The 18541-nt window shown below is 61.1% G+C and carries 15 protein-coding genes and 1 pseudogene; 13 read left to right on the top strand and 3 right to left on the bottom strand.

The genetic code is table 11. The features are described from left to right. From AC19YR_RS21705 to AC19YR_RS21655, 11 genes are all read left to right on the top strand, one after another. Nucleotides 1-100, top strand: a 100-nt coding sequence (locus AC19YR_RS21705) for an IS3 family transposase (RefSeq protein WP_169836660.1), incomplete at its 5' end; no start/stop codon positions are given. A 70-nt stretch (nt 101-170) separates the two neighbouring features. Then, on the top strand, nt 171-1172 hold the full coding sequence (qhpR, locus tag AC19YR_RS21700) for an AraC-like transcriptional regulator QhpR (protein WP_037015371.1): 1002 nt from the start codon (nt 171-173) through the stop codon (nt 1170-1172). Nucleotides 1173-1351: 179 nt separating this feature from the next. Continuing rightward, entirely contained in the window at nt 1352-2824 is a 1473-nt protein-coding gene (locus AC19YR_RS21695) for a flavin monoamine oxidase family protein (protein ID WP_234451941.1), read from the top strand. Then, nucleotides 2821-3192, top strand: coding sequence for a c-type cytochrome (locus AC19YR_RS21690; RefSeq protein ID WP_023082850.1), 372 nt, complete (start codon nt 2821-2823; stop codon nt 3190-3192). Before AC19YR_RS21695 ends, AC19YR_RS21690 begins: the two co-directional genes overlap by 4 nt. Before the next feature lie 2 nt (nt 3193-3194). Further along, nucleotides 3195-3590: a hypothetical protein gene (locus AC19YR_RS21685; protein ID WP_023082849.1), complete on the top strand. Its 396-nt coding sequence runs from the start codon at nt 3195-3197 to the stop codon at nt 3588-3590. Nucleotides 3591-3720: 130 nt separating this feature from the next. Next, complete coding sequence (locus tag AC19YR_RS21680; RefSeq protein ID WP_500600072.1) at nt 3721-5079, top strand: DUF1329 domain-containing protein; 1359 nt, start codon at nt 3721-3723, stop codon at nt 5077-5079. Between the two features lie 56 nt (nt 5080-5135). Then, nucleotides 5136-6989, top strand: a complete 1854-nt coding sequence (locus AC19YR_RS21675) for a DUF1302 domain-containing protein (protein ID WP_500600070.1) — start codon at nt 5136-5138, stop codon at nt 6987-6989. Between the two features lie 55 nt (nt 6990-7044). Further along, on the top strand, nt 7045-9405 hold the full coding sequence (locus AC19YR_RS21670) for an efflux RND transporter permease subunit (protein ID WP_487382935.1): 2361 nt from the start codon (nt 7045-7047) through the stop codon (nt 9403-9405). Between the two features lie 15 nt (nt 9406-9420). Beyond that, nucleotides 9421-10389 carry a WD40/YVTN/BNR-like repeat-containing protein gene (locus AC19YR_RS21665; RefSeq protein ID WP_487382934.1) on the top strand — a complete coding sequence of 323 codons (969 nt, stop codon included), beginning with the start codon at nt 9421-9423 and terminating at the stop codon, nt 10387-10389. Nucleotides 10390-10482: 93 nt separating this feature from the next. Next, nucleotides 10483-11238: a class II aldolase/adducin family protein gene (locus AC19YR_RS21660; RefSeq protein ID WP_487382933.1), complete on the top strand. Its 756-nt coding sequence runs from the start codon at nt 10483-10485 to the stop codon at nt 11236-11238. 219 nt (nt 11239-11457) lie between these two features. After that, nucleotides 11458-12834, top strand: a complete 1377-nt coding sequence (locus AC19YR_RS21655) for an NAD-dependent succinate-semialdehyde dehydrogenase (RefSeq protein WP_487382932.1) — start codon at nt 11458-11460, stop codon at nt 12832-12834. Nucleotides 12835-12981: 147 nt separating this feature from the next. Here the strand turns inward: AC19YR_RS21655 and AC19YR_RS21650 are convergent. Beyond that, nucleotides 12982-13335 (bottom strand): annotated as a pseudogene (locus AC19YR_RS21650) (outer membrane protein transport protein); the annotation flags it as partial. Nucleotides 13336-13469: 134 nt separating this feature from the next. Here AC19YR_RS21650 and AC19YR_RS21645 point away from each other — a divergent pair. Together AC19YR_RS21645 and AC19YR_RS21640 are read left to right on the top strand one after the other, a co-directional pair. Continuing rightward, nucleotides 13470-14003, top strand: coding sequence for a hypothetical protein (locus AC19YR_RS21645; RefSeq protein WP_487382931.1), 534 nt, complete (start codon nt 13470-13472; stop codon nt 14001-14003). Between the two features lie 108 nt (nt 14004-14111). Further along, on the top strand, nt 14112-15089 hold the full coding sequence (locus tag AC19YR_RS21640) for an AAA family ATPase (RefSeq protein ID WP_487382930.1): 978 nt from the start codon (nt 14112-14114) through the stop codon (nt 15087-15089). A 58-nt stretch (nt 15090-15147) separates the two neighbouring features. Here the strand turns inward: AC19YR_RS21640 and tnpC are convergent, their stop codons facing one another. Together tnpC and AC19YR_RS21630 are read right to left on the bottom strand one after the other, a co-directional pair. Next, on the bottom strand, nt 15148-15510 hold the full coding sequence (gene tnpC / locus AC19YR_RS21635; RefSeq protein WP_487382929.1) for a Tn3 family transposase post-transcriptional regulator TnpC: 363 nt from the start codon (nt 15508-15510) through the stop codon (nt 15148-15150). Further along, nucleotides 15507-18524: a Tn3 family transposase gene (locus tag AC19YR_RS21630; protein ID WP_487382928.1), complete on the bottom strand. Its 3018-nt coding sequence runs from the start codon at nt 18522-18524 to the stop codon at nt 15507-15509. The genes tnpC and AC19YR_RS21630 overlap by 4 nt, the downstream gene beginning before the upstream one ends. Nucleotides 18525-18541 lie beyond the last annotated feature (17 nt).

Raw genomic sequence — 18541 nt, 5'->3', positions numbered from 1 at the left:
GGATTCATACATTCGCTGGTACAACGAAAAACGTATAAAGATTTCCCTCGGCGCGCTCAGTCCCATTGAGTATCGTGAAAGCCTGGGCTTAGCGGCATAACCAGTCCAAGTTTTTGTCCGCATCCCCGGTGGGTCAATTTTCCATCAGCACCAACATCCCAGGGCGTTCAATGCCGTCGTCTAGCTGCCATACCGTCCTTGCCGAAAGCTTCTTCCGTCGCAACGCAGAGTTGTTTCGCCCGCACCTCGCTGCTGTCGGACTGCGCGAGCAGATTCTCAGCGCACCGGAATCAGAAATTCCAGTGACAAAGTACGTCGCCCTCTGGGAGGTGCTTGGTAGCGAGGTTTCACCGACCATTGGCCTGGAGGTGGCCATGCGCACTGAGAGCAGTGAGTTCGGTGCCTATGGCCATGCCATACGCTGTGCCCCTTCCATGCAATTGGTACTGCGGAGCCTGAGCCGCTTCATGGTGGTGTTGACCCAGGCCACGCAACTGGACTTCGAGGACAACGGCAAGCGGATTAGCCTGGCCTATCGGGTCACCGACGCGTCCATCGTGCAGCGTCGCCAGGATGCGGAATTCACCATTTGCACCATCCTCAACCTGCTTCGTGAGGTGACCCGGAATCCGCAGCTGTCACCTGTTCGAGTGGATTTCGAGCATCGGGCCCCCAGCGACCTGGCCTCCCACCGCGAGGTATTTGGGTGTCCCATTCGCTTCGAGCAGCCGGACAATCGGCTGTACTTCTCACGCGAGTTGCTGGACATGCCAATCCGCACCGCCGATCAGCGCCTGTTCCAGGCCCTCGAGCCCTTCCTTGAACAGCAGCGGCAAAGCCGGGCGGCGTCGACAGACGTGCTCAGCCAGGTCGCCCACCACATTGCCAGCAGCCTGAGCAGTGGCTGTGCCAGCCTGGAGCAGGTGGCCAGCGACCTGAAGATTGGCGTTCGTACATTGCAGAGGCGTTTGGCCGAGCAGAACGTCGGGTTCAGCCAGTTGGTGGAGGATGTGCGCCGCTCCCTGGCCGAGAGCTATGTGATGCAATCCGACTACAGCCTGACGGAGATCGCACTGCTGCTCGGTTACTCCGAAGCCAGTTCCTTCTGCCGAGCCTTCCGCCGCTGGACCCAACTGACTCCCCAGCAGTTCCGCCAACGCGGCCGATCCTGAATCGAGCCGCCCACCTTCCGAGCGGATTGTCATCCGCTGCCAACGATTTTGTCATGAGCTGCCAAGCCTGCGCCTGGGGGCGTCGCATAGCTTATCCCCGCAGATGGGCGTGACTTCAGGCTGACGTACATCGCTCAGCTGGCAGCTTCTTGCGCCCTTCACTTCAAGAACAATGACAAATGAGGTGTGGGTCGATGGCCGATGAAAAAGACGACGCCAAGGGCGTCAGTCGTCGTGGTTTCCTGCGTGGCGCCGGGGCTGGCGCGGTTGTGGTGGCAGGCGCAGGGGTCATGGCAAATGCCATGGGCGCTGAACAGAAAGGCTGCAAGACCGCGGGTTGCGATTACGACGTGGTGGTGATCGGCGGCGGCTTCGCCGGTGTCACCGCCGCCCGTGACTGTCGCAAGAATGGCTACAAGACGCTGGTGCTGGAGGCGCGCAATCGCCTTGGCGGTCGCACCTTCAGCACCGAGTTCGCCGGCCACAAGGTGGAGCTGGGCGGAACCTGGATTCACTGGACCCAGCCCTTCGTCTGGGCCGAGACCCAGCGCTATGGCCTGAAGGTCATCGAATCCCCGGAACGCGCTGAATCGTCACTGGAAACCATGGTGATCCTGGCGGAAGGCAAGCGGACGCAACTTGCTGGCGAAGAGCTGCTGCCGGTGCTGCAAGCGTTCGATACCTACTTCGCGGACGCTCGCGACATCTGGGAACGTCCCTACGACTCCCGCTTCCGCTGGAACAAGCTCATGGCGCAGGACAGCCTGAGTGCCCGTGATCGCCTCGACCAGTTGAAGCTCAACCCTGTGCATCGCGCTGCCGTGGACTCGTATCTGGTGGGTATGTCCCATTGCCCCTCTGACCAGGTTTCCTACAACGAGATGGCACGTTGGTGGGCCCTGCCGGGTTACAACCTGTCGGTCCTCAACGACTCGCTCACTCGCTACACCTTCAAGGACGGCACCATCAGCTTGATCAACGCGATGATCGAAGACGGCAAGCCCGAAGTGCGGCTGTCTACGCCGGTGAAGAAGGTCGAGGACAAGGGCGACCACGTGGTCGTCACCACCCAGAAGGGTGAGCGCATTGTGGCGGGCAGCGTGGTCCTGGCGCTGCCGATGAACGTGCTGCCCAACATCGAGTTCTCTCCGGCGCTGGACCCCAAGCTGATCGAGGCCGCTCACGAACGGCACGCCGGCACCGGAGTCAAGGCGGTCATCAAGGTCAAGGGCAAGGTCGGTGGGGAAGGCAAGCTGTATGGTCTGGCCGACTCGGATCATCCCCTCAATGTGGTGTTCACCTACGCCAAGGCCGAGGACCACACGCTGTTCATCGGCTTTGGCGACGATCCCGCCAAGCTCGACGTCCTGGATCGGGACGCCGTGCAGCAGGTCATGCAGTCCTTCTTCCCGGAAATGGAAGTGGAAGACTGCTTCGGTTACGACTGGAACCTCGACCCCTACAGCCGGGGAACCTGGGCCAGCTACCGACCCGGCTGGTACGGCAAGTATGCCGATCACTTCGGCAAGGCTCCGGGTAGCCGCATGTTCTTCGCCCAGGGCGACCACGGCGAGGGTTGGCGCGGATTCATCGACGGCGCCATCGGCGGGGGCGGCAAGGCGGCCCTGCTCGTCAAGGAGCTGCTGGGATGAAGCAGCTTGGTTTCCTTCTCGCCCTTGGCCTCTGCGCCATCTCCGGCACGGCCGCGGCGGCTTGCGATGCCGCGGCCGGCCAAAAGCTGTTCGAGTCCAAGTGCACCGCCTGCCATTCGCTGGCGGAGCACAAGGTCGGTCCGCGTCTGCATGACGTGTATGGCCGCAAGGTCGGTACGGCGCAGGGCTTTGGCTACACGCCGACCCTGGAGCAGGCCGGCTTCACCTGGAACGCGGAAAAGCTCGATGCCTTCCTGAGCGGCCCGATGAATTTCCTGCCGGGTACCGCGATGGCGTTTGGCGGCCTGCGCAAGCAGGACGATCGGCAAAACATCATCTGCTTCCTCGAACAGCAGAACAGGAGCTAGTCATGAACATCACTCTCTTCACTCGCCCCAAGAGCGTGCTGACTGTCGGTCTGGCCCTGCTGCTGGCTTTCGACCCCAACCTGATCTTCCAGTGGACGGGATTGGTGCTGGGTGACGCCGGCACGTTGCTGGGCCGCATTCTGGGCCTGGTCTACCTGGGGATCGCCATCGAGCTGTGGTTCGTCCGCAGCAACTCAGACCTGCCGGCGCGCAACGCGCTGCTTCTGACCGCAGTCGACTGTTCCGTCGTGGCCTTGCTGGTCCAGGTGCAACTGGCCGGGCTGATGAATGTGCTCGGTTGGGGGCTGATTGCCGTGTACCTCGGCTCCGGCCTGGGATTCCTCTGGTGCGCCATGCAAGTCGCCAGGAATGGCGCCGTACGCGAAAGCCTTTCCTGATCCAAGCGATTTGCACTTTTTTGATATCACCGGATTCCAGCCCCTTCGTACCTTCTGCCCTGCTCGTCGCCACCGGCGCACGGGGCAGACTCATCCTCAGCACAACAAGAATCTCCTGTAGGAGAACGTAATGAACATCTTCAAGCTATCCCTGTTGAACTGTGCGGTATCCCTGGCGCTGCTATCCGCTGGGGCGCAGGCCGCCACTGTCGATGTGAGCAAGCTCGGCACCGAGCTGACTCCCTTCGGCGCCGAGAAGGCCGGCAATGCCGATGGCTCCATTCCGGCCTGGACGGGTGGCCTGACGAAGGCGCCGGAAGGCTGGGCGCCTGGTCATGGCGATCCCTACGCCGGCGACAAGCCGCTCTACAGCATCGATGCCGGCAATCTTGCCCAACATGAAGCCGAGCTGCCGCCAGGCCAGGTCCAGTTGATCAAGACCTATCCCGGCTACCGCATGGACGTCTACCCGACCCACCGTAGTTGCACCTTCCCGGACCAACTCGCCCAGCGTACCCGCGAGTTTGCCGGGCAGAGTCGGATCGCCGCCGATGGCTGGCAACTGGAGCAGGCGCCCGGCTTGGCGATCCCCTTCCCGATGCCGCAAAGCGGCGTCGAGGTGATGTGGAACTACAAGCTGCGCTACATGGGCAAGGGCCGCCGCGTGCAGGCATCGCTGCTGCTGAGGGAGAAGAGCGGGACGCTGTCGGAATTCAAGCAGTGGGACTATGAGTACTACCCCTACAACGACCCGGCAGTGAAATCGCCGGCGGATGCCGGGGGCTACGAGGCCAAGCTGCTCTATGACGTGCTGTCGCCGTCTTCCCGCGCCGGCGAGATGTATCTGGTGCACGGCTACCTGGATAAGCCGCAGGACTCCTGGATCTACTTCCCGGGTCAGCGTCGCGTGCGCCGCGCGCCGTCGTTCGCGTATGACAACCCGATCGCCGGGAGCGACAGCCTGTTCTTCGTCGATCAGATGAACATGTTCACCGGTGCCCTCGACCGATACGACTTCAAGTTGATCGGCAAGCGCGAGATGGTGGTGCCGTACAACTCCTACAAGCTGGTCGACAAGTCCAACAAGTACGCCGACCTGGTTGGGCCGGATTACCTCAACCGCGATGTGCAGCGCTACGAGAAGCACCGCGTCTGGGTGGTGGAAGGCACGGTCAAGGCCGATAAGCGTCACTCCTTCGCCAAGCGTGTGTTCTTCATCGACGAAGACAGCTGGGCACTGCTGCACGTGGACATGTACGACGCCAAGGGCAATCTCTGGCGCGTGCAGGAAGGCACGCTGTGGGCCGATCCGCAACTGCAGGCCTGTACCAACTTCGAGTACACCAGCTACGACCTGATCGCCCGGCGCTACATCGCTGACTACTTCACCCAGGAAGGCGAGGTGTTGGACCTGACCGCCGCGCAGGACGGGCGAGTCAGCGACAAGATGTTCAATCCCAACGAGTTGCGTCGCCGCGGCGAACGTTAAGAGTCCCTCCACGCTCGCGAGCGTGGAGCGGCTTTACGACTGTTAGAGGAATCTCCATGCATAACAACAATAAGGGCGCGGCCTTCGCCGCGCCGGGCTTCCCGCGCGCCAAAAACAGCCTCGCCCTGGCGGTGATGGCTGCATCCAGTCTGCTCTGGATGGAGCCCAGCCATGCGTTTCGTTTCGGCTCGGAGGAGGGCATCTCCGGCAGCTTCGACTCCACGCTGTCCTACGGTTTCGCCCAGCGGCTGGAGTCGCGCGACTGCCACATCCTTGGCGGCGATAGCGGCGGCTGTAACGAAGGCACCAACACGGAACTGGGGCAGTTCTACAACCTGGGCAGGGGCAACGGTTACGTCAACAAGGACAACAACTTCTCCAACGCTGACGACGGCGACCTCAACTACGACAAGCACGATGTCTTTTCCCATGTGATCAAGGGCACCCATGAGCTGAGCCTGAAGTTCGGCGATGGCTGGAGTGCCCTGGGGCGCTTTGCCTGGGCGAAAGACTTCAAGATGGACGACACCCGCCGCACCGAACTGGATGACCAGGCCGAGCGCGACGCCACCGAACGCCTGGACCTGCTGGACCTGTGGGTGGCCAAGAGCTTCGACATTGGCGACATGCCGGCCAAGGTGAAGGTGGGCAACCAGGTCATCAGCTGGGGTGAGGAAATCTTCGTCACCGGCGGCATCAACCAGATCAATGCCCTCAGCCTGCCCAAGAACCACACCCCTGGCACCCAGCTGAAAGAGGTGTTCATCCCCGCGCCGATGGCCTCGTTCAACGTGGGCCTGACCGACACCCTGAACCTCGAGGCCTACTACCAGTTCAAGTGGAACGCCTACGGACTCGATCCGGTGGGTACCTACTACTCCAACACCGACGTGGTGGGTGAGGGGAGGCAGCCGATCTTCTACTCCACGAGCTACATCGATGGTCTGCTGGGGGCAGGAACCTGCGCGGCCAGTACGCCCACCGGGCATTGCGGTGATCCGCTGATCAGCGGCCTGGACGAGGCAACGCTGGTGGCCGCAGGGCTGGCGGCGCCCTATGGCGGTGAACGCGCGGCGAAGAACAGCGGCCAGTACGGCATAGCGCTGCGCTGGACCGTCGAGGAAATCGAAACGGAGTTCGGCTTCTTCTACGAGCGCTATCACGACAAGCTGCCCTTCGTTGGCTACACCGCGCGCACAAATCCCGATGCGCTGGTGATCGACAACTTCTTCATCAACTACGGCGAAGACAAGGACCTCTTCGGCCTGTCCATGAACACCATGGTCGGTCCGGTCGCGGTCGCCGGAGAACTGTCCTATCGCCCCAACGACAGCGTCGGCATCGACCCGACCGTTGCGTTCGGCCGGGGCTTCACCGGCACGTTCAACAAGTTCAGCGTGTTCGATACTGGCGAGCACCCAGGCTTCGTCGAAGAGAAGAAATGGCAGGCAGACGTCAATGCCATCTACACCTTCTCCGCTAGCGACCCGCTTGGCTTCATTCCCAGCAGTCTCGGTGCGTCCGACGGCTTCCTGATGGCGGAGGCGGTGGTGGCCCACTATCCGGACCTTGATACCTCCGGCGAGACGCCGTACTTCCTGCCGGACTATTCGCTGCCGGACAAGACCTCCTGGGGCTATGTGACTGAGCTCGGTATCAACTACCCGAACCTGTTCGATAGCGGGATCACCGTCACGCCGCAGCTGGACTTCGCCCACGACGTCAATGGCACCACGCCCAACGCGCTGCCCTTCATCGAAGGTCGCAAGTCGCTCACCACATCCTTGCTGTTCAACTACCGCGGCCGCTGGAAGGGCGGTCTGCAGTGGGTACAGTACTGGGGCGGTGGGGACAACAACCTGATGACCGACCGCGACTTCCTCAGCGGCAACATCTCCTACTCGTTCTGAACCTGGGGCCCCTCCGCGAGAGGGGCCTGTCTCCGTTTTTCAGGAAGGCACTCTCATGCTCTCTTCGTTGGTGCTCGGGCTCGAGCGCATGTTGTTCCGCCATCGTCTGGCGACTCTCGCTGCGCTTGGGGTCGTTACCCTGTTCATGGCGTTGTTCGCCACGCGCCTGGAAATGTCTGCCGGTTTCGACAAGCAGTTGCCCCAGGAACACGCATTCATCAAGACCTTCAACCAGTACCGCGATGTGCTGTTTGGCGCCAACCGCATCATCGTGGTGCTGCACGCCAGGCACGGCGATATCTGGAATAAGGAAGCGCTGACCAAGCTCTACGACCTGACCCAGACCCTGTTCTTCATGCCTGGCGTTGACCGCCGCAGCGTGACCTCCTTGTGGACGCCGAATACCCGCGCGGTGCAGATCACCGAAGAGGGGATGAAGGCCGAAGACGTGGTAGGCGGCGATGTCACCGTTGGCAACCTCAATGAAGGGGCCATCTCGGGTATCCGTGAACGCACCATCATCGGCGGATTCGTCGGCAGCCTGGTGGCCAACGATCATGCCGGGGCGATGGTGGTCGCCGAGCTGGCCGATCCGGACCCCGCGACGGGACAGCGCCTGAACTACCTGGAGTTCAGCCAGCGACTCGAAGACGAGCTGCGCACCCGCTACAGCGATGCCGACTTCGATGTGCAGATCATCGGGTTCGCGAAGCAGATGGGCGACATCGGTGCCGGTGCGAAGAGCGTCGTGGCCTTCTTTGCGCTGGCATTCGTCCTGACCCTGCTCGCGGTCTACTGGTACACCCGCTCCTGGGTGCTGACCTTCCTGCCGTTGTTCTGCTCGCTGGTGTCAGTGGTCTGGCAGTTCGGCACCATCACCTTGCTCGGCTTCGGCCTCGATCCGCTGGCGATCCTGGTGCCGTTCCTGGTCTTCGCCATCGGGGTTTCCCACGGGGTGCAGCAGGTCAACTTCATTTCCAAGGAAGTCTGTGCCGGCGCCGACGCCATGACCGCCGCGCGGCGCAGCTTCGTTGGCTTGCTGATACCCGGCAGCCTGGCGCTGATCACTGCCTTCGTCGGCTTCGCCACGCTGGTACTGGTGCCCATTCCGATGATTCGCGAACTGGCCATCACCGCTTCGGTTGGCGTGCTCTACAAGATCGTCACCAACCTGATCATGCTGCCGGTACTGGCGAGCTACTTCCGTTTCGATGCCGCCTACGTCGCCCGCATCGAGCGACTGCGCGAGAAGCGGGACGCGGCCATGCAGCGGCTCGGTCGCATTGCCGAACCGCGCAACGCGGCAATAGGCGGTGTGTTGTGCCTGTGCCTGATGGCGCTCGCCGTGTGGCAGAGCCAGGGGCGTCATATCGGCCACGTACTGCCGGGGGCGCCGGAGTTGCATGCCGACTCCCGCTACAACCAGGACGTGGAAAGCATCGTCAGTCACTTCTCACTCGGGCTGGACTTGTTCACCGTGGCGGTGGAAACGCCCCAGGGTGGCTGCTACCAAAATCAGGTGATGAGGTACGTCGACCGCCTGACCTGGTACCTCGGCAACGTGCCGGGCGTGTTGTCGGCGCAGTCCCTCCCGGCGCTGACCAAGCTGTCGGCATCGGGCGTCAATGAGGGCAATCCCAAGTGGGCGGAGTTGCCGGCTGATGAGTCGTCCCTCGCCGAGGCGGTCCGTCAGGTGCCTGAGGCGCTGCGCCTGTACAACGCCGAGTGCACGTTGTTGCCGATCAACCTGTACCTGGCCGATCACAAGGCCAGCACCTTGAAGCAGGTGGTCGCGGCAATCGAGCAGTATCGGAGCGAGCATCCCCTGGAGGGCGTGACGGTACGCCTGGCAAGCGGCAATGCCGGGGTCCAGGCGGCCACCAATGAAGTGGTGGAAACCTCCGAGCTGCCGATGATGCTCTACGTCTACCTGACCATCGTGCTGCTGGTGTTCCTGGTCTATCGCGATTGGCGGGCGATGGTTGCCTGCTGCCTGCCGCTGACCCTGGCGACCTTCCTCGGTTACTGGTTCATGAAGGAGCTGGACATCGGCCTCACCGTTGCCACCTTGCCGGTGATGGTGCTCGCGGTCGGCATTGGCGTGGACTACGCGTTCTACATCTACAACCGCCTGCAGCTGCACCTGGCGGAGGGCATGGACATCGTCGGCGCCTTCCAGCTGGCCCTGCGGGAGGTTGGCGTCGCCACGGTGTTCACGGCGCTCACCCTGTCGGTCGGGGTCGCTACCTGGTCTTTCTCGGCGCTGAAGTTCCAGGCCGATATGGGCCTGCTGCTCACCTTCATGTTCATGATCAACATGCTGATGGCCATCACCCTGCTGCCGGCCATCGCGGTGTTGCTCGACCTGCGAATTCCGCGACGGAGCCCGGTACGGGCGCCCCTGATCGCCCACTGACAGAGGAAACTCCAGATGCCCAAGAATGAAACGAAGCGTCTGCTGGCGACCCTGTTGCTGGCGATGGCCGCCGGCACCAGTGTCGCCGCCGAATCGCCAGCCATGCGCCTGGACCGGCCGCAGGAAGCACCGCTGGTTGCCGTGGTCGCTGCTGGAAATCGATTGGTCGCCCTGGGCGACCATGGCGTGGTGGCGCTCTCCGACGATGGCCTGAATTGGACCCAGTCCGACAAGGTGCCGGTGGACACACTGCTCACCGCGCTGAGCTTTGCCGATGCACAGAACGGCTGGGCCGTCGGCCATGGCGGTGTACTGCTGAGAACCACGAACGGTGGCCAGACCTGGACACTTCAACAGCGGCTGGAGGATGCGCCGGTGCTGCTCTCGGTGTGGTTCGAGAACGCACAGCACGGGATCGTGGTGGGGGCCTATGGCTATGCCAGCGAAACCCGCGACGGCGGCACTACCTGGAATCGCCTGACGGTCAGCCCGGAAGGTGACGACTACCACCTCAACCAGATATTCCCAGGCGCGAACCACAGTCTGTTCATCGCGGCCGAGGGCGGAAACGCCTACCGCTCCCTTGATAACGGACAGACCTGGCAGGCAATGGACACGGGTGCGAGTGGTTCGCTCTGGTGCGGCACCGCCTTGCGTGATGGTCGAGTGTTGCTGGCGGGCATGAGTGGCCGCGTGCTGCTCAGCGACGACCTGGGCGACAGCTGGCGTGAAATCGACACCGGAAGCACCAACGCGATCACCGACATCCGTGCGCTGGCAGATGGACGAGTGGCGCTGGTGGGCAACGGTGGTCTGGTTGCGATCGCCGATAGCGACCTTGCCGGATTCACCACAGCCATGCGTCCGGATCGACAGAACCTGGCTGCCCTGGCACCGCTGCACAATGGCGAGCTGCTGATGCTGGGAGAGTCCGGCGTGATTCCCGAGTCAGCCACACAGGCGCCGGGGAAGTCAGCCCAGTAGTCCGGTAACCGTCCCCGCTGAAGAGCACCCACTATTTCGCCGCAGGGAGCCGTCACTTGGCCTCCCTGGGGCTACTCGTCAAAAGGAATACCCATGAACAAGCCTGAAATTATGAGTACCGTCGAATGGCAGGCTCGCTGCGACTTGGCCGCGCTGTATCGATTGATCGCGCACTTTCGCATGACCGACCTGATCGACACCCACCTGACCCTGCGCGTGCCGGGGCCAGAGCACCACTTTCTGATCAACCGTTATGGGGTGCTGTTCAACAGGATGAAGGCGTCCGATCTGGTCTTGATCGACCAGCACGGCAAGGTGGTCGATAGCAGGGGGACAGACCTTCGGGTCAACGCGGCCGGCTTTGTCATTCACTCGGCCGTGCACATGGCCAGGCCAGACCTGATGTGCGTGATCCATACGCACACAGCGGCCGGGATAGCCGTAGCTGCCCAGGAGCAGGGGCTGTTGCCGATCAGCCAGCATGCGCTGAAGTTCTACGGCAAGGTGGCCTATCACACCTATGAGGGCATCGCCTTTTCGTGTGATGAGCGCGAACGACTGATTGCCGATCTCGGGACGCACAAGGCCATGATCCTGCGCAACCACGGCCTGTTGGTGGGGGGCGGCAGCGTGGCCAAGGCGTTCCACGAAATCCATTTTCTGGAGCGTGCTTGCCAGGCGCAGATCCAGGCACTGGCCGGCAGTAGCAAGCTGGTCTACCCGACGAAGGAAGTGTGCGAACACACGGCGCGGCAGTTCGAAGGGGAGAATATCGACAGCATTATCGACATGGCCTGGGAAGCGGCCTTGACGCTGATTGAAGACCAGCGCGAGTCGTATTGTTCGTAAGGGAAAATCCTGACTACCGATGAATTGGTCAGTTCGATCAAGGCATCAGCAGCAGCCTCTGCAGTGTGAAGGCAATCCTTAATCAAGTTTGAGTCAGGTCTTGCAAAGGATTTGGAGGCAGCCCTTAGGGGAGGGGCTCATACAGAAGTAACGCCTTCGAATCTAACCGCCCTGAACGAAAACGGCCTAATTGAAATGCTATAAGAACGGAGTTTGACAATGATCTTCCAGACGCTTAATCCCGCAACCGGTGAACTCATCAAAACCTTTGATTTTCAGTCTGATTCGCAGGTCTCGGCGGCGCTGAACGTTGCCGATGAAACCTATCAGCAAGACTGGAAACTTCGGTCTGTTGCTGACCGGGCTCAAATCGTAAAGCGCGCAGCTGCCATCCTTCGCAAGAACGCCAAAGAGTACGCGGGCTACCTGACCCTGGAGATGGGGAAGCTGATCGCCGAAGCTGAGTATGAGGTAGAGTTGTCGGCGGCGATCCTCGACTATTACGCGGATAACGCTGAAGAGTTCCTGAAGCCGCAGCAGCTGCCAGGTGCATCCGAATCGCTAGTTGTCACTGAACCGATCGGTGTTCTGGTGGGGATTGAGCCCTGGAATTTCCCCTACTACCAGCTCGCTCGAGTTGCTGGCCCTCAACTGGTTGCAGGCAACGTCTTGCTCATGAAGCATGCTCCCAGCGTCCCTCAATGTGCATTGGCCTTTGCGCGTCTGTTCGAGGAAGCTGGCGCACCGGAAGGAGTGTACACGAACCTTTTCTGCACTGTTGATCAGATTGGTCATGTGATCGACGACTTTCGTGTTCGCGGCGTAATGTTGACTGGCAGTGAGCGTGCGGGGGCAGCAGTTGCGGAGCGTGCAGGGCGAGCACTCAAGAAGGTCATTCTCGAGCTCGGCGGCAGCGATCCAATGATCGTGCTGGAAGACTCTCCGCTCGATTCTGTCATCGCAGCGGCTGCTGGCAGCCGCCTGCTCAACATGGGCCAAGCCTGCGCGGCTACCAAGCGGCTCATCGTTGTAGGTCAGGAGCGTGGTGGGCAGGTTCTCGACGGCCTTGTAAAGGTCTTCAACAGCATGAAGGCAGGCGACCCCGCCGATCCGACTACCACCATCGGTCCGCTTTTCTCAGAAGCAGCCCTAGACAATCTGCTTCGACAAATTGACGGTGCCGTCAAAGCCGGAGCTACTCTCGTTACGGGCGGTAAACGCATTGATCGTCCAGGTTTCTACCTCGAGCCGACGATCATTACCGGTATCAGCAAAACGAACCCGCTCCACAAGGAGGAGGCATTCGGCCCGGTCCTGACTGTATACATCGTCGAGACCGAGGAAGAAGCCATTGCCGTAGCCAACGACACGCCATACGGGTTGGGATCTTCTGTAATGACAGCTGACCTAGAGCGTGCAAAACGCGTAGCAGCACGGATTGAAGCTGGCATGGTGTTCATCAACTCTGGTGTTTATACCGGACCGGAAACTCCATTTGGAGGCGTGAAAAACTCCGGCTTTGGCCGCGAACTGGGTGCGGCAGGTATTGCTGAGTTCGTCAATCGCAAGCTGATCCGAGTCGCCAGCGCAGGATAGTGGAGCGCTGAGTGCAAGTGACCCTCCATCAAGGGTCACTTGCACTTTATCCCCTTCGACTGAAGTCTCTTGAAGGCGGTCTGATAGCTCGTTGGTTCTTTGCCTGGGACTTCTAGAGACAGGTGCCTGTCAACGAGGAGCCTTAGATCAGAAGCGCCACGTCGCGCCGCCACCGATGATGTGCAGCGCAACGTTGTGGTAACTGCCGGAAAGGGTAGTGCCGAACCGGCTCTAGGTCTGTTCGTTGTCCATGTCACCGAGCCAGGCGAGGGTATAGGCCAAGTGCACGTCGAGGCCTTCTTCAAGCTGATAGTTGACCCCCGTGGCCAGGCGCCAGGTTTCGCCCATGGAGTTGTCCACGGTGCGGTCCTTGTCGTCGACCGCCGAGCTGTCATAGCACAGGCCCATGTTCCAGTGCAGCTGTGGATTAATCTGATACTGGGCGCCTACCGAGGCGTGCCAAGTGTCCTTGTATTGGCGGTCGACGGTACGGTGTCTACCAGTAAGGGACAAGCAGGCGCCTGCAAGTTGGCAGTGCCAGCGCTTGCGGTTGCTTTGTCTCGCTCAGCTGCATCACCTCAATCTCATGGTGCAGCTCAACCAGGAGAATAATCCAGTAATCCTGGGGGACAGCTATGTTGCTGGAGGGGACGGGCAACGCGCTGTGGCAAACGATGTATCGGGCGGCTGAAGCCTTTTCGCGGCAGGCCGCCTATCCCGCCCACCCGTTCCCGCACCTGGAGTCGGACGCACACTGTGTGCTTTGCCAGCAACCCTACGCAGCGGACGCGGCCGAGCGCATGCGTCGCTTCGCAGCCTTCGTGGCCGATAGCGCCACTGCGGACGCCCAAGCCGCCAACGTTGCGCGCCTGGAGGCGCTCGAGAAGGTAAAGGCGGTCGATCGCAGCGTTCTGGACGCGCCCACGCTGGCTGAGGTGGCTGAGCGTCTGCCTGATCTGCATGTCGCCATAACGGCAGCGGAGTCCGTCTGGGCCGCCCGGCACGCCAGGGTCACCCAAACCTTGGAAGCCGGGAAATGGCCCCGGAGTCAGCGCCGCTTCCGCCGGAAGCGAACCTGGATGGTGTCTTCGCCGCCAAGACCGCCTCGCTGCGCGCGGACGCCAAGACCCTGCGTGACTCCGCTGATCCCGCCGTACGGTTGGCCCTGACCCGGGAGCTGGCGGAGCTGGAGGCTCGACAACGCCTGTCCGGCCATCGCGCTGCAGTTGAGCGTTTTATCCAGGACAGCCAGGTGCATGACAACCTGAGCTGCTGTCATGGCGCGCTCAACCCACAGGCGGTGTCACGCAAAACTGACGGCCCTGGCCGCGACGCATGTGACCGAGGCCTTGGCCACCACCATGAATGCCGAGTTGAAGGCCCTGGGCTACAAGCGCCGGGTACAACCGGACCTGACCGGGCGTACCGATCTCGGCGTGACCAAGGTGACGCTGCGCCTGAAGGACATCAGCGCAAAAGCCTCCAAGGTGCTGTCGGAAGGTGAACAGCGCGCCTTGGGGTTGGCCATGTTCCTGGCTGAACTCGAATCGCTGCCGCACACGTCAACGGTGGTGTTCGACGATCCTTCCACCTCCTTGGACCATGTGTTTCGCCAGGCCATCGCCCGACGCTTAGTGACCTTGTCCGAAACACGGCAGGTACTAGTGCTCACCCATGACGCCGTGTTCCTGACCGAATTGGCCATGGCGCTTCAGCGTGCGGGAAGCTCGGCTAATTACAAGACCATCGGTTGGGATGACTCGCCAGGGTTGGTGAGCGAGGGGCTGACCTGGACCACGATGGACACTAAGGCCCGCCTGGCTGATCTGCGCGAGCGAGTGAAAGCCCTGAACACCATCGACGGCAGTTATCCGGATGATGAACTCGAACGGCAAATTGCGGCGGGCTACTCCAGCCTCAGAGGCCCCGTCGAACGGGCCATCCGCGAGATCTTCCTGAACAACACGGTCCAGCCGTTCAGCGACGTGGTCAGCGTGGAAGCGTTTGGCGCCGTGGTCGGCCATCCCGCGGAGGAGTGGGAACAGCTGCAGGATGTTTATTCCCGGGCATGTGAAGCTACGGAGGCCCATGACACTCCCGGCGAACGCCAACTGCCTCTACCCACGCGCGAGGAGATGCTCGGCGACATCGCCCTGGTCCTGGAGCTGGTCCAACGTGCTGCCACGCGCCGAACCGCCTACGAGAACCAGCGCCGGGAACGGACTGCGCAACGCAAGAAAGTCTTCGGCGGCTAGCCTGCCACGATCAGGCCAGGCCCAGCTCAAGGCTCGGCTAAATCGTGGCATGGCTGGGCTACTGCTCGTGGTCGGGCACAAGATTGACCAAGGGCGTAAGGCATGCCTGCGCCGAGCGAACCCATGCGGCCAGCGCCTCAAGGTCCAGTTGCACGGATTCTGCTTCGGCCCAGATACAGGCTCCCTCGGTGGGCACTGCCGGGGCGGCACCCTCGACCAGGGTCAGCGCCATCGCGTGGAGCCTCAGCAGTTCATCGCGCAGCGCGATGACGCCGCCCATGTCAGCGAGACAGGCATCCAGACCGTCCACCAGGCCCAGCAGCCGGGAGGTGTCGAAGCCATCCCGGACCTGTTCCAGTACGGTTGCATCCACCTCACCATAGGGCGTGACACGAAACGACGCGGGAGGGATGTCGATCATTGGGTTTCCTCCGCCGAAGCCTGGCTGGGGGTACCGCTCCGGAGCGAACCGGCCGCCTGCTGGAAGACGGAGTCCTTGATCCAAGGCTCCGGCGGGCGGTTCAGCTTGAGGTTGAACTCACCGAAACGCTTGACGTTGCTGGTCAGGTAGGGACTGAGGAAGGACACGTCCTCATCACTGAACTGCCAGCCCTCGCGTGCCAGTTTCTGCAGGATACGCATCATGTCCACGGTGTTCTGCAGGATCACCGACGAGGCCACCATGTCGTTGTAGCGCAACCGCTTCTGCTGCTCGTCCGGGTCGTTCTCGGCGATCACGTCGCCGCCGAATGACAACCACTTGGAGAATCCGTTGTAGGACTCGATCTTGTTGGTGTTAGCGGTGACTTCCTGGCGTAGCTCGCGGCTGCCGATCCAGTTGAGCAGGAAGATCGTCCGAATTACGCTGCCAAGCGCCTGCGCCGCGTGGTAAAGCTTGTTGCGCCGGCTGTAGGAACCGAGTTTACGCAGTAGCATTGGCGAGGAAATCTTGCCGGCCTGGATCGACAGCGCCACCTGCATCAGATCCTGCCAATGGGTTTCAATCAGCTGCCAGTCGGCGGTGTCGGTGAACAGGCGATTGATGTGCTTATAGGAGACGCCGCGATCTGGTCGGCACATGATCAGGTCGCGCCAGTTACGGATACGCGGCATCAGGTTGATGCCGAGCAGGTGGGTAAAGGCGAATACCGTGGCTGACTGTCCCTGGGTGTCGGAATACACAGTGTCGGCTTCCACGGTGAGGTCGGCCTTAAGCAGACCCTCAATTACGTAGATCGCCTCCCAGATCCCCGGCGGGATGAAGTGCTGGAACACCGCGATGTAGTTATTGGCCACGTGCCGATAGGCCACCGCCCCCATCTTGCGATAGCGGAAGTGGTAGCCGGCCAGCAGGTTGTCGTCGTAGAAGTCGAATTGGGTGCCGTCCGCCGCCACCGCCTTGCCGTCGCCCCACACCTTGGGTAGATCGAGTTGCAGGTAGAGCTCCACCAGCTCCCGGTTGGCCTTGTCCAGTTTCTCCAGCGAAAGATGGCGGCGATTGGTGTAGGAGAGCATGTGCGGCGTGACATTCCCCGCGAGGTGCCGGGCCGCCTGGTTGGGCCCCAAGTTGCAGCCCATGGCGAAGATGGTCATCAAATAGCGCTCGGCAGGCTCTTTGAGTTTCGGGTCACCACCGGACACCGGCCCGAAGTGCCGCGTGAACTGAATCCAATGCTCGATGTTGGCCATGATGTCGAGCACGTGCCGGGCAGGCATGCGTTGAACGATCGCCGTTTGCAAGGAGATGGCGGACGGAGGGATATCCCGGGCCATCACCCGTCGCAAGACCGGTTCACCGGTATCATTGATCGAGACATCCCCACGGCAGGAGGGGAACTTGTCGTCCAGATGCTGGGCGGTTTCTTCCAGCTTCGCTTTCAACGTCGAGACAAACTCCTTGGCATTGCTTGGCAACCCCATCTGGTCACAATAGGCCGGCAGTCGCTTGAGACAGTCCTCCCACGAAAGCAGTTGCTGGCGGTAATCGGCAAAGGACTCTGACCCCAGCACGCAGAGATCACCCGAGCGTAGTTCGCTGGCCAGATAAGAAAAGACGCAGACTTCCAGGTAACGTCGATTGGTCGGTGGGCCTTCGCTGGCCGCACGCCCCACGACCTTGCCCCAACGCTCCGAGGCAAATGACAGATCGACATACTCATCGATCCACTCCCGATGCAGATTCTCATTGTCCTGGATGAGCTGGAGGGCCTGGATCAGTGAACGGTCCTGGGTGGTCGGCTCCAGCTGCAGAAGATGGCTCAAGCGAAACAGCAGTGAGCGATGAGATTTGAAGTGCTTCCAGATCAGGGGGAAGTAGTTATTGCCGCCGGTGGCCTGTACTTCGGCACAGGATTCCCGCAGCCGATCGAGATTGCCGTCGGGGCAGAGGTACTCCCGAATCAGACTGCCTGCCTCTTCGTCATTCGGCTCCTGGATCAGAATTTGCAGCACCCCGTCGAGGGTGGCCACCAACTGTTCCAGCCTCTGACGTTGTCGAGCCTGGATTTGCTCCAGCTCCTCCTTGGCGCGCTTATGGATGGTCGAAATCCGCCGGATGAACATCTCGGCAATATGATCCCGTGCCCGCACCCGCATCCGATAGATCAATGCCAACATCAGTGTGTATCGCTTCGGTAACGAACACTCCTTCAACTCCGCGACATCCGCCGCGGCGGCCTGCGCGGCAAAATGTCGGATCTTGGTATCGACAATGCCCTCAAAGATCATATCCAAGTCACCGAACGCCTCCAGCCAGGAGAGGTGTTCAATCAACACCTCAAGGTGTTTGCGGGACGGCTTCTTGGGTGACTGCTTCAGCGCATTGTAGTCACTCTGCCGCCGGCCAAATTCCGTATCCAAAAGATCCTTTAACTGATGGATGACATCAATCGGCGTCCGGGTTACGACAAGGTTGAAGAGCCGCTCCTGAATAGCAACCTGGGCATCTTCTGCGGCGTCATTCAGCGTGGAATAGGCTGGAAGTTCGTAACCGCGCTGCAGCAACTCACCGATAAGCAGGTTGATGATATCCACGCGCTGATCGAGGACTTCGGCAGCGTCCTGCGCTACTCGGAGAGTGATGCCTAGCGCCTCACTCCCATAGAAGGCCTTGACCTGTAGAAACTCTCGAATTGCAGCTTGATGCCGATATAGTGTTCGTGGATTCGCGTACCGCGGGATGATACGAGGGCCAAAACCGAGCGCTTCTCTAATATGGCCGGTAATTTCTGAAGGAATTTCCTCGAGGGACGGAAAGTAATGGAGCTCCTGGAAAACCTTTAAGTGAACTGCCAGGCCAAGGGAAAGAGCAGAGCTCCGGGCCATCTTCGCGATCCACTCAAGCTCCACCTGGGAAAGCGAGTAGCTGCGATGTAAGTCCTTGCCCCTGAGGTTGGTTGGTAGCCGTGGATATGCGGTCCGTTCCAAAGCAGCCATCGATCGGTCCCCCAATC

This window comes from Pseudomonas sp. MF08817, from assembly GCF_059862705.1.
The sequence above is the reverse complement of the archived record's forward strand: the minus strand, read 5'-3'. Positions and strand labels throughout refer to the sequence as shown.

Coding starts and splice junctions, on each gene's coding strand:
- AC19YR_RS21685 (WP_023082849.1), top strand. CDS start 3,195: ATGAACATCACTCTCTTCACTCGCCCCAAGAGCGTGCTGACTGTCGGT.
- AC19YR_RS21665 (WP_487382934.1), top strand. CDS start 9,421: ATGCCCAAGAATGAAACGAAGCGTCTGCTGGCGACCCTGTTGCTGGCG.
- AC19YR_RS21670 (WP_487382935.1), top strand. CDS start 7,045: ATGCTCTCTTCGTTGGTGCTCGGGCTCGAGCGCATGTTGTTCCGCCAT.
- AC19YR_RS21695 (WP_234451941.1), top strand. CDS start 1,352: ATGAGGTGTGGGTCGATGGCCGATGAAAAAGACGACGCCAAGGGCGTC.
- AC19YR_RS21640 (WP_487382930.1), top strand. CDS start 14,112: ATGGCGCGCTCAACCCACAGGCGGTGTCACGCAAAACTGACGGCCCTG.
- AC19YR_RS21655 (WP_487382932.1), top strand. CDS start 11,458: ATGATCTTCCAGACGCTTAATCCCGCAACCGGTGAACTCATCAAAACC.
- qhpR (WP_037015371.1), top strand. CDS start 171: ATGCCGTCGTCTAGCTGCCATACCGTCCTTGCCGAAAGCTTCTTCCGT.
- tnpC (WP_487382929.1), bottom strand. CDS start 15,510: ATGATCGACATCCCTCCCGCGTCGTTTCGTGTCACGCCCTATGGTGAG.
- AC19YR_RS21630 (WP_487382928.1), bottom strand. CDS start 18,524: ATGGCTGCTTTGGAACGGACCGCATATCCACGGCTACCAACCAACCTC.
- AC19YR_RS21690 (WP_023082850.1), top strand. CDS start 2,821: ATGAAGCAGCTTGGTTTCCTTCTCGCCCTTGGCCTCTGCGCCATCTCC.
- AC19YR_RS21660 (WP_487382933.1), top strand. CDS start 10,483: ATGAACAAGCCTGAAATTATGAGTACCGTCGAATGGCAGGCTCGCTGC.
- AC19YR_RS21675 (WP_500600070.1), top strand. CDS start 5,136: ATGCATAACAACAATAAGGGCGCGGCCTTCGCCGCGCCGGGCTTCCCG.
- AC19YR_RS21645 (WP_487382931.1), top strand. CDS start 13,470: ATGTTGCTGGAGGGGACGGGCAACGCGCTGTGGCAAACGATGTATCGG.
- AC19YR_RS21680 (WP_500600072.1), top strand. CDS start 3,721: ATGAACATCTTCAAGCTATCCCTGTTGAACTGTGCGGTATCCCTGGCG.